At 71.3% G+C, this 11337-nt stretch carries 7 protein-coding genes; all 7 read right to left on the bottom strand.

Annotated features, from left to right (window positions below):
* Positions 1-28: 28 nt before the first annotated feature.
* On the bottom strand, positions 29-2443 hold the full coding sequence (locus OG447_RS02640; protein ID WP_266934565.1) for a galactose oxidase-like domain-containing protein: 2415 nt from the start codon (positions 2441-2443) through the stop codon (positions 29-31).
* A 23-nt stretch (positions 2444-2466) separates the two neighbouring features.
* On the bottom strand, positions 2467-3672 hold the full coding sequence (locus OG447_RS02645; protein WP_266934566.1) for a glycosyltransferase family 2 protein: 1206 nt from the start codon (positions 3670-3672) through the stop codon (positions 2467-2469).
* Between the two features lie 6 nt (positions 3673-3678).
* Complete coding sequence (locus OG447_RS02650; RefSeq protein WP_266938720.1) at positions 3679-5199, bottom strand: glycosyltransferase family 39 protein; 1521 nt, start codon at positions 5197-5199, stop codon at positions 3679-3681.
* A gap of 170 nt (positions 5200-5369) precedes the next feature.
* Positions 5370-6773, bottom strand: a complete 1404-nt coding sequence (locus OG447_RS02655) for a glycosyltransferase (RefSeq protein WP_266934567.1) — start codon at positions 6771-6773, stop codon at positions 5370-5372.
* A gap of 243 nt (positions 6774-7016) precedes the next feature.
* Complete coding sequence (locus OG447_RS02660) at positions 7017-9071, bottom strand: thioredoxin domain-containing protein (protein ID WP_266934568.1); 2055 nt, start codon at positions 9069-9071, stop codon at positions 7017-7019.
* A gap of 47 nt (positions 9072-9118) precedes the next feature.
* Positions 9119-10441, bottom strand: coding sequence for a recombinase family protein (locus OG447_RS02665; RefSeq protein WP_266934569.1), 1323 nt, complete (start codon positions 10439-10441; stop codon positions 9119-9121).
* 47 nt (positions 10442-10488) lie between these two features.
* A complete protein-coding gene (locus OG447_RS02670) occupies positions 10489-11334 on the bottom strand; it encodes a DUF4344 domain-containing metallopeptidase (RefSeq protein WP_266934570.1) in 846 nt (281 codons plus the stop codon).
* Positions 11335-11337 lie beyond the last annotated feature (3 nt).

Genomic DNA, 11337 nt, shown 5'->3' on the forward strand with positions numbered 1-11337 from the left:
CGACCGGGCCCCGCCGCTGCGGCCGCCGTCAGCAGGCGTAGCCGTCGCGGTCCGGGTCGAGGCGCAGCGGATCGCTGCCGTTCACCTTCATGCGCTTCGGGTACTGGTGGGCGGCCAGCCACTCGCAGCGCGCCTTCGTGGTCTCCTTCACCTCCGCCGGGAAGCGGGTCGGCACGCACAGGTTGACCGAGCCGTAGTGCCGGTCGCAGCCGGCCACGCTGGGCGCCACGGGTACGGAGTCCCGCTTGGCCGGGTTCTTCTTCGGCGCCCCCAGGGCGTCGGCGAAGGTGTGCTGGTGCGCGGAGGGCTGCTCGCCCGTCTTGGCCAGGGCCGGGGCCCCGCCCAGGTGCACCCATTTCGCGACCGACGGGACACCGTTCGCGTCGACCGCGAAGAGCATGTACCAGCCGGGCGGCGCGAGGTTCGGGTTGCTGGTGACGTTCAGGTCGACGGTGTTCCCGTTCACGGTCATCGGCAGGTCCACGAACCGCTGGTTGGGGTCCGAGGAGTGGGTGACGGCCGCCGGACGGATCAGCTCCGCCTTGGCTACGGGCCGGTCGACGGTGATCCGCTGCGTGTCCCCGTACACCCACTGGGTGTCGATCACCGAGGTGATCTGCGGGCGCGGCCCCTTGAAGAGGTAGGGCGGGGTGTAGATCGACACGTTGTGGTTGTACGTGCCGTTGCCCGGGTTGTCGCCGACCGACATCACCCGGCCGTCGGGCATCAGGAACGACGCCGAGTGGTAGGTCCGCGGGATCGGGTCGGCGGCCAGCCCCGGCTGGTAGGTGTTGGTCACCGGATCGAAGAACGAGGCCTCGAACACCGGGTCGGCCCGGTCGTGGAGCGCGCCGCCGGTCTCCAGCACCTTGCCGTCCGGCAGCAGCACGGCGGACACGTACATCTTGCCCTCGGCCCCCGTCTGCGGCCGCTTGCCCGCGCCCTGGTCGACCAGGCCGAGAGGGATGTCCGGGCCGGCCGTGTAGGCGGGGCTCGGCTGCTTCAGGTCGATGATGTCGGTGATCCGGTTCGCCGCCGGGTTGGTCTCGTTGTTGCCGCCGCCGATGGTCAGGACCCGCTGGTCCTGCGCCGGGGGCAGCAGCACGCTCGCCGACTCGTCGCGCTGGTCCTTGTTGCGCAGGCCGGGCACGTCGGTGATCGTGTTGGCGTCGTAGTCGTAGACGGAGGCGCCGGTGCCCGGGGTGCCGTTGCCGAAGGTGTGGCTGCCCGAGTAGAAGAGCCGCCCGTCCTGCATCAGGATCATCGACGGGTACAGGCCCCAGTACGACCAGGTCTGGTTGACCTCGTTCATCGGCAGCCACTTGTTCTGCGCCGCCGAGAACTTCTCCGCGGTCACGTTGCCCGTCGAGTCCTCCTTCAGCCCGCCGAAGGAGATGACGTCACCGTTGCCGAGGATCGTCGCCGACGGGTACCAGTGCCCGCCGTTCATGTCGTTCGTCTTCGTGTACGCCTCGGTGGCCGGGTCGAAGACGTAGCTGTCCTTCAGCCCCTGGTAGCCGATCGTGCCGTCGGCGGACGGGTACCCCTTGTTGCCGCTCATCACCAGCACCCGGCCGTCGGACAGCTGCACGTGGCCCGAGCAGAACATGTCCACCGGCGTCGGGACCGTCTTGAACGAACCGTTCGCCGGGTCGTAGACGGCCGAGGTGAAGGTGCCCGCGTTGAACTGGGCGATGTCGTTGCCCGAGCCGGCGATCAGCAGCACCTTGCCGTTCTTCAGCACGACGGCGTGCATCGAGCGCACCGGGTTCTGGGCCGGGATCACCTCCCACTTGCCCTTGGCGCACTCCTCGGCCGTGCCCGAACAGGCCGGCTGCGGCCCGGGCGCGCCCACCTCCTCCAGCGCGTAGTCGTCGGAGGTGAGCGTGCCCACCCCGTAGACCGACAGCCCCCACGCGATCTTGTCGGTGTTGGGCGGGACCACCGGCGTACGGACCTCCGTGCGCGCCCATCCGGCGCTCACCGGCGGGTTCTGCAGGTCGGTCCAGTACTGCCAGCCCGACGTGGTGTCCCGGCGGAACACGGTCACCGACACGTCCGGGGTGTTCGACTTGTACCAGGCGGACAGGTCGTACTGCTTGCCCGGCGCGACCGTCGGGGCGCAGGCGGTGGTCTCGGTGACCAGGGCCTTGCGGTCGCCGTCGACGCGGCGGGTGAGGGAGACCTTCATCGCCTTGGTGCCCGTGTGCGCGTCGGCGACGGTGGCGAAGGTGAAGTCGTTGTCGCCCCAGCCGGATTTGGACCAGCAGGACGGCATGTCGGAGCCGGGCGCGCCCGCGCTCTCGAACCCGGGATTGGTGAGGAGATTGGGGGGTCCGGCCGTGGCCTGCTGCGGTGCGGTGAGCAGCAGGCCCGCGGTCATCGCCCCGACGGCCAGCAGGGCGGCCCGCCGCCCGGACCTCCGCCGGATCTTCAGACGCATGGACAAGTTCCCTTCTGTGCGGCTCAACTCCTGGTGTGGCGTCCCGCGGTGCGCGGTTTGCGCGGCAGGTAGACGAGGGCCTCGGTCGCCGCGAACCGCAGGACGAAGGTGGTGACCAGCGCGAGGGCGGTGGCGGGCAGTACGGCCATGCCGAACTTGGCGACGAACACCGCGATCAGCGGGATGCGCAGCAGCAGATCGGCGTTGGCGAGCAGCGCGAAGCGGCCGATGCGGTCCGCCCAGTGGCGGTGCCGGCGGCGGTCACGGAAGAGCAGGGCCTCGATGAGGACGAAGTTCCACAGCACCCCGGCCTGGTTGGCGACGATCTCGGCGGGCAGGTAGTGCATCCCGGCGCCCATGAGCAGCCAGAGCGCGGCCAGGTTCGGGACGAAGCCGGAGAGTCCGATCAGTCCGAAGCCGGCCATGCGGGCCAGTGGGTGGGCGGAGCGCAGCGCGGCGAGGTGGGCGAGGAAGCGCAGGCCCTCGCGGGCGGTGGACTTGGACTCGCCGGAGTAGCGGTCCTGGAAGACGAAGGGCACCTCGGCGACCTTCGCGGGGCGGCAGCGTACCGCCAGCTCCAGCAGGATCTTGTAGCCGAGGGGGCGCAGGGCGTCGGCGGTGACCACGGAGCGGCGCATGGCGAAGAAGCCGCTCATGGGGTCGCTGATGCCGCGCAGGGCGCGCGGGAAGAGGCCCTTGGCCAGCCAGGTCGCGCCGCGCGAGACGGCGATCCGGTAGCCGCCGGCGAGCCCGGCGCGGCTGCCGCCGCTGATGTAGCGGGAGGCGACGACGAGGTCGGCGCCGGTGCGTATCCCCTCGCCGACGAGTTCGGGCACGAGGTGGGGCGGGTGCTGGAGGTCGGCGTCCATGACGACGATCCAGTCGGTGCCGGCCCGTCTGACGCCCTCGACGACGGCTCCGCCGAGGCCTCCGTCCGCCTGTGCGCGGTGCAGGACGGCCACCGGGAAGGGGCAGTCGGCGGCGGCCTTCTCGATGACGGCGGGGGTGTCGTCCGTGGAGTCGTCCACGAACAGCACCTCGCAGGGCAGGTGGGCGGGGAGCGCGTCGCCGAGGCGCCGCAGCAACTCCGCCACGTTTCCGGCCTCGTTGAAGGTCGGGACGATGAGGGTGACGCTGCCGGGGACCACGCTCGCGGCAGGGTCCAGCTCCGCCGGAATCACAAGCTCCGGATCGTTCGGGGCAGGGGGTGCCCACACGTCTTCGCTCATGGTGGTTCAGCTCCCACTCTCGCGGTCGGTCCGGCGGATCTCGATGCGGTCCTCGCCCGAGCCGAAGACGGCGACGGCCGTCGAGTGCTCCAGCGCCGCCTTCACGTTCGGCAGGTCCACCGCGTCGCGCCGGACCGTGGGCGAGGAGACCACGTAGTCGATGTCCCGCCAGCCGCGCGGCAGGGTCTTGGTGACGGCGGGGTCGAGGTCCGCCTTGTAGAACCAGATGGCGCCCAGGCCCGGCTCGAAGCCGGAGTGCACGGCGTCCAGCCAGAGCGCGTCGTCCACCAGGACCCGGGTCTTCCCCGGGTCTGCGACCTCGCTGCCGAGCCAGGCCGCGGCCTGCCGGTACGGGCCGTTCGCGTCCACCGTGAGCGCGGTGCGGTTGCCTTCGTACCAGCGCGGCAGGACGTACACGGCGGCGGCTGCGGCGAGCACGCAGACCAGCGCCCGGCGTCCGTGGACCAGCTTCCTGCTCTCCCCCGGCGTGCGGCGGCGGCGCAGCACGGCGTGCGCGATGCTGGCCGCGCCCCCGGCGAGGACGAGGGCGAGGAAGGGCAGCGCCTGGATCACGTACATGGCGGGGAGGTAGCCGGAGGGCCGCATCGCCACGAGCGCGAGGATGACGGCGGCGAGCGCGGGACCGGCGAGCGCGCGGGCGGTGACGGACCAGCGGAGGGTGACCAGCAGCAGGACGGCGCCGGCCAGTCCGCCGAGCGGCAGGACGGTGTCGTAGTACAGCCAGCTCCGGAACACGCCGTTCGAACCGGAGCCGGGGTCGAGGATGAAGCCGGAGCCCTCGCGGCCCATCTGGTAGGTGATGCCGTCGATCAGCGAGACGTGCCCGGCGCCGGGCAGCAGTTCCCCGTTGAGCAGCGCGAACAGCGGGTACGTGAGCCCGATCAGCGCGCAGGCGGTGATGGCTCCGGTGACGGCGAACTTGCGGGTGTCGCGGTGGCTGTGGCGCCACATCGTCACCAGCAGCGCCGGGAGCACCACCAGCATCGTCTCCTTGGTCAGCACGGCGGTGGCGGCCGCGAGTCCCGACCCGAAGTGGTGCCACAGGTGGCGGCTGGGCGACGCGGCGAGGCAGAAGGCCAGCAGGATCCACATCACGGCGAGGTTGTCGAGGAAGATCTCCCGCTGGAGCACGACGGAGAGCGGGGAGAGCCCGAAGAGGGCCATGGCGAGCCCGGCGGCCCAGCGCGGCAGCCACAGCCGGCGCGCGAGGACGTACATCAGCACGGAGCTGGCGGCCGAGACGGCGAGCATCGAGAACCGCATGGTCGCGACGGTCATCGCGTCGGGCACGAAGAGGGAGGGGAGGTACGTCAGGCCCGCGACCTGGATCCAGCCGAGCGGCGGGTGGTCGTACCAGTAGGTGTAGTGGGCGAGGCCGTCGCCCTGCTGGACGGCCCAGGCCTGGGCGAGGTAGGTGCCCTCGTCGTCGCTCAGCGTCGGGAAGTTGGTGATGTTCCAGCCCTGTACGAGGACGATCGCGAGCAGCAGCGTGCCGCACAGCAGCAGGTCCGGGCGGGAGGAGCGGAAGCGGACGAGCGGACGGGCGGGGGCGGGCGGCCCGACGCCGGAGCCGCTGCCGCCACTGCCGCCGCGCTGGGCGGGGACGCGGGGCGCGGTGGCGGTGGCGGTCCCGCCGGGCCGGGGATGGGGATCAGTGGCCGTGGGCAGGGTGGCGGTCACTGGTGGCGGTCCTCTCGGTTCGCGGTGGACGCGGTGGACGCGTACGCGGGCAGGGACGCGGTGGCGGGCGCGGGCGCGGACAGGGTTGCGGACCCGGCGGAGGCTCCGGCCAGGACGGGGGCGGCGGAGGCTCCGGCCAGGGCGGGGGCGGGGGCGGCGGACCCGGTGAGGTGGGCGCCGGTGTGGCTGGTGAGCTCCCACTCGTTGCGTCCGCGCTGCTCGCGCCAGACGGCGCGGATCGCGGCGCCCGCGAGCATCACCTGGTAGAAGGGGCCGCCGACCACGAGCTTGAGGTAGTGCACGAAGCGAATGCGCAGGCCGTACTGGCGGCCGAAGTCGTGCAGGCCCACGATCTCGAAGACGAAGGTCACCATGGCCGTGATCATGGGGAGGAAGGTGATGATCGCGATCCCGACGGGCACGTCGAGGAAGAGGGCGACGGCGAAGTTGAGCGGGATGATCACCCCGGAGGCGGCCTGCATGAAGGGGGTCATCAGCGTGTAGCGGGCGAGCCAGCGCTGGCCGCGGCCGGGCAGCTGCCGCCAGTCCTTCTTCCGGTACACCTGGAGGAAGCCCTGGTTCCAGCGGGTGCGCTGCTTGAGCAGGCTCATCAGGGAGCCGGGGGTCTCCTCCCGGGTGACCATGTCGGAGTCGTAGGCGACGACCACCTTCTTGCCGACCGACGACAGGCGCACCCCCAGGTCGCAGTCCTCGGCGAGGCAGTTCTGGTCCCAGCCGCCCGCCTCGCGCAGCACCTCGGTGCGGACGAAGACGGTGTTGCCGCCGAGCGGGATGAAGCCCTTCTCGGCGTGCAGGTGCAGCCGGGAGCGGAACCAGAAGAAGTACTCCAGGCAGTTGCGCAGGCTGTACCAGCTGGAGTGGAAGTTGATGAGCTGGACCCCGCCCTGGACCACGTCGGCGCCCGTGGAGCGGAAGGCGTGGTCGACGTGGGCGAGCAGCTCGGGGTGGACCTGGTCCTCGGCGTCGAAGACTCCGACGATGTCGCCCCGGCAGGAGGGGAGGGCGGTGTTGAGGGCCTTGGGCTTGTTCTTGGTCTCGTGGGTGTCCACGACGACCCGGACCCGGACGGGCTCGCGGGCCGCGGCCCGTTCGGCGACGGCTGCGGTCTCGGGGTCGTCGTGGCCGACGATCACGATGATCTCGTAGTCGGTGTGCGTGGATTCCAGCAGCCGGTCGATGGTGTGCTCCAGCACGGCCTGCTCGTGGCGGGCCGGCAGCAGCAGCGAGAACGCCAGCCGGCCGCCCCCGTCGGGGCGGTCGAAACGGGTGGAGGCGAGCACCTCGGGTGTCCGCCAGGCATGCATCTGCCACCAGAGCGTGAAGGCGGCTATCCCGAAAAGCGCAAGCGAAATGACAGATATGAACACAGAGGTGTACAAATTGTCCCCCACAGACATGCCGCAACCCCAGGCGGCGATCGTGAAACCCCCCGGAGGCTCACGGCGGGCCCCCCGGCCCGCCGCCCCCGCTTCCCCCTCGTGCGCACCCCCCAGCGCGCCGTCTCGGTGACTCCCGAAGACATGAGAGTAGGCACTGAACATGACACTCAGGCGCAGTCCAGTTAAAAAGCACGTTTCTCAAGTCATAGCAGAGCAACCGGAATTGACGGTACTCCGGCCCCTTCAGGGACGAACCGTCCCCAACTGCTCCGCCAGCTCGACCGGGTCTGTCGTAGGCCGCGCGCAGACGAAATGTCGACAGACGTACGCCGTGGGAAGGTCGCGTACGAGTGTGCGCTCGGCCAGGAGGGGGAACTCGCCCCCACTGCCGTCCGCCGCACGCGGCAGCCCGACCGCCACCACAGCCCCAGGAGCCGTCCCCAGCAACGCGGTCCGGTGCAGCTCCGCCCGTGCCTCGTCCTCCGGATGGCCGACGACCGCGACCTCGCGCGGACCGTCGAGGAGCGCCTCGGCGACCGCCAGCCCGTGCCCGATGAAGCGCGGGGCGCGCGGACCCAGCGCGTGCACCACCCCGAGCGCCCTCTCGGCCGCCGTGCGGTGCGCCTCCGAGCCGGTGTGCGCGGCGTACGAGAGCAGGGCGCCGGCCGCGGCGGTCCAGCCCGACGGGGCCGCGGTGTCGGTGGGGTCCTGCGGCCGCCTGATCAGCGGCTCGGCGTCGTGCGCGGTGTCGTAGAGCGAGCCGTCCTCGGCGGCGAAGCGGTCCAGGACCAGGTCCGCGAGGAACCCGGCGAACTCCAGCCAGACCCCCTCCCCGGTGACGGAGGCCAGGGCCAGGAAGCCCTCCGCCACGTCGCCGTAGTCCTCCAGCACCCCGGCATTGGCTCCGACCTGACCGTCCTTGCTGGTCCGCGCCAGCCGGGCGCGGCCGTCCATGTGCACCCTGACCAGCAGATCGGCGGCCTCGGTCGCCCGCTCGACGAGGTCGGGCCGGTCGAAGTACGCCCCGCACTCCGCGAGCGCGGCGATCGCCAGCCCGTTCCAGGCCGCGACGATCTTGTCGTCCCGCCCGGGCGCGGGCCGCGCCGCCCGCGCGGCGAGGAGGCGCTCCTTGATGCCCGCGAGCCGCCCGGCCTCCACCACGGGGCCGTCCTGGGGCAGTTGGAGCACGGACTTGCCTTCCTCGAAGGTGCCCTCCTCGGTCACCCCGAAGTACGCGACGGCCAGCGCCCCGTCCTCCTCCCCAAGCACCTCCCGCAGCTCGGCGGGGGTCCAGGCGTAGTACGCCCCCTCCACGTGCTCGCCGGTCAGCGGATCCTCGCTGTCCGCATCGAGGGCGGAGGCGAAACCGCCCTGGTCCGTACGCAGCTCCCGGACCATGAAGTCGGCCGTCTCCAGGGCGACCCGCCGGGCGAGGTCCGACCCGGTGGCCCGCCACAGGTGCGCGTACACCCGGCAGAGCAGCGCATTGTCATAGAGCATCTTCTCGAAGTGGGGCACGACCCACTCCCGGTCCACGGAGTACCGGGCGAACCCGCCGCCGAGCTGGTCGTAGATCCCGCCGCGGGCCATCGCCTCACAGGTGTCGGCGGCCATCTGGAGCGCCCCCTCGGACCCGGTGCGCGCGTGGTGGCGCAGCAGGAACTCCAGCACCATGGACGGCGGGAACTTCGGCGCCCCGCCGAACCCGCCGCGCGTGGCGTCGTACTCCCGCGTCAGCCCCAGCAGCGCCTGCGCCAGCTCCTCGGGCCCGGGCGTACCGGCCTTCCCGTAGTCCAGCTGACGCCCGGCCAGATCCCGCACGATCCGCTGCGCCACCTCGGCGACCTCCTCGGGCCGCCCGACCCAGGCGGTCCGCACGCCTTCGAGGACCTGCGTGAAGGAGGGCATCCCGTGCCGGGGCTCGGGCGGGAAGTAGGTCCCGAAGTAGAACGGTTCGGCGTCGGCGGTCATGAAGACGGTCATCGGCCAGCCGCCCTGCCCGGTGGCGGCCTGCACGGCCTCCATGTACACGGAGTCGATGTCGGGCCGCTCCTCGCGGTCCACCTTGATGTTGACGAAGTGCTCGTTGAGATACGCCGCCGTTAGTTCATCAGTAAAGCTTTCAGCTTCGAACACATGGCACCAGTGGCAACTCGAATAGCCGACGCTGAGATGCACGGGCACGCCACGCTCGCGCGCCTCGGCAAAGGCCTCGGGCGACCACGGCCACCAGTCGACGGGGTTGTCGGCGTGCTGGAGCAGGTACGGCGAGGTCTCGTACGCGAGGCGGTTCGGCATGGGGCCATCCTGCCGCAACTCCCGAACGGCGGCTCATGACAGGGCCCTCAGGCCGCTGATTCGGCGGCCCCGATGCGATCAGCCCACTTCCACACTGGGACCACTCGAGAGTAGTCCCAGGTCCCGCACCCCTTCCGCCCCGATTTGATCACGAGGTGAGTGAAGACGGAGGAGATGACCCTGCGCTTCTCCTCGAAACCCATCTCGCCCGACTGCCACCGCAACCGCATCGGCTCCGGCAGCCGGACTCGCCCTTGTCCGTCGATGGGGAAGAGCAGCCTCTCGATGGCGTCCTCCACGAGTGGACCACTGATGGCACATCGCCCGCAGCCGCGGCCAGAGACGCAGATGTAGTTGTACGGGCTCTTCCGGCTGGCGGTCTTGCCGCCACCCATGAGCTGATGGCACTCAGCGCCGCCCGCAAGCTCCGCCCCACAACGCAGGAATCCGCTGGCGAGATACTTCGGTCCGGCCTTGCGGTCGGTCAGTCGTGGACTGAGCGCCCCCCTGTACATGTACAGACTGCCCGCGGAGAACCTCGCACAGACAGCCGTCCACTGCTCAGGGCTGACGATGGCCTGCCATGTCCCGACCAGCGGCTTCCCCGTATCGGGATCGATCAGCAACTCACCTCGGTTGGCGCGCAAGCCGCACACCCTCGGGGCGGTGATGATTTGCGTGACCGTCTGCGGATTCGGGCGGCCACCGCGCGTTCCCGTGACTCCCAGCTCAGCCCAATCTCGTGCCACCTGCCCCATGGAACCACCGGCGATGCGGTGCTCGATCGCCTTACGGACGAGCTCCGACTCCACCGGGTGCAGGGTTTGCCGGTCCTCCAGCCAACCGAACGGCCTCGGCCCGCTGTGCGGCAGTCCGTCCATGGCCCGGGACCAGTGCCAGTCCTTGACCCGGCGACTACGCATCTCCTTCTCGGCGACGGCGCCCTGGAGGCATTCGGCTCCCTGCAAGAGACCGGCCTTGCTGTACGGGTCCCGCAGACCATCACGGTCGACGTACACCCGGCCCGGCTCCGAGGTGAGCGCTGCCATGAAGCGGATGAAGTCCTCGGGCCTGCGGTACAGGCGGTCGTCCGCGACGGCGACGACGCCGTGAAGCGGCCCGGCTGTGAAGGCGTGGCCTCGGTGGAGGTCGGCGAGCAGGTGGTCGAACCCGGGCCGTTCCCGGTCGTCCTTGGTCGCGCTGCGTGCGTTGTCCGTGTACGTGGCGACGACGACGCAGCCGTGCTCGCGAGCCGTGCGTTCGTTGATCCGGTGCTGGTGGCGCACGCCGCGCGCGTCGCATTGAAGCGTGTCCTGCGAGGTACGGGCGTACGAGGCGACAGGTATGTGATCCACGGTGCGCTTTCCCATCGAGAGTGGTTGCGATGCTCGCTACAACTCACGAACAGACCGTCGGGTTACGCCCTGAGCAGGGGTTCCAGGTCCTTCAGCCAGGCGTCGCGGGTACGGGTCCAGGTGGCTGCGCAGTCCGTGCGGGACGGGGTGGCGAGGTCCGGGTGGCGGGCGGGGGACGCGCCGTAGACCGCGCAGCGGTGGGATTCCGCGCGGGTGGCGGGCGGGGCGTGTTCGTCGGCCGGGTCGGGGGTGGGGTCGGCCGCGGCCGCGAGGTCGTAGGCGCGGGCCGCCGTGAGGAGGGTGCCCTCGCCCTCCGGGTCGCCGCGCAGCAGCATCAGCTGGGCGAAGCGGTCGGCGGCGTCCTCCTCGGCGCGCTCCCCTTCGTCCGGGAGGTCCAGCGCGTCCACCAGGGCGTGGCCCGCCTCGTGGAGGAGGGTCTCCCGCACGACCTCGGAGAGGTCCTCGTCCGGGTTGCGGGACTCTCCGCGCTCGAACAGCTCGCGCTCCTCGGCCAGGTCGTCGTAGCAGAGCTCGATGCGGTGCCCGGCCGGGTCGTAGCCGCTGCCCTCCCCGGCGCAGGAGCGGGCGACGACGGTGACCCGGTACGGCAGGTCGACGTAGGCGTTGAGGTCGGCGAGGGTGGACTCGGCCAGGGCCCGGTCCTTCAGGAAGCGGGAGCCGTCCCGGTCGGCGGCGGCGGGCTTCTCGTAGCGGAGCACGAAGCCCTGGTCGGGGAGCTCCGCCCGGCATCCGGCCGTCGGGAGCAGCAGCGCCGTCGCGGCCGCGAGGGCGGCGGCGCCCGCGGCCCCACGCCGCCGGTCGGCGCGGCGGACGGGCAGCGCCGTGCGGCCGTCCGCGGGCCCGCGCCTGGGCACGGCCACCGTCGTATATATCTCTTGTTCCGTCATGAG

The organism is Streptomyces sp. NBC_01408, assembly GCF_026340255.1.
In the GTDB taxonomy this organism is placed as follows: domain Bacteria; phylum Actinomycetota; class Actinomycetes; order Streptomycetales; family Streptomycetaceae; genus Streptomyces.

What these genes read in the sequence shown, in the direction of transcription:
- OG447_RS02640 (WP_266934565.1), bottom strand. Translation starts at nt 2,443, where the DNA reads ATGCGTCTGAAGATCCGGCGGAGGTCCGGGCGGCGGGCCGCCCTGCTG.
- OG447_RS02645 (WP_266934566.1), bottom strand. Translation starts at nt 3,672, where the DNA reads ATGAGCGAAGACGTGTGGGCACCCCCTGCCCCGAACGATCCGGAGCTT.
- OG447_RS02660 (WP_266934568.1), bottom strand. Translation starts at nt 9,071, where the DNA reads ATGCCGAACCGCCTCGCGTACGAGACCTCGCCGTACCTGCTCCAGCAC.
- OG447_RS02665 (WP_266934569.1), bottom strand. Translation starts at nt 10,441, where the DNA reads ATGGGAAAGCGCACCGTGGATCACATACCTGTCGCCTCGTACGCCCGT.
- OG447_RS02670 (WP_266934570.1), bottom strand. Translation starts at nt 11,334, where the DNA reads ATGACGGAACAAGAGATATATACGACGGTGGCCGTGCCCAGGCGCGGG.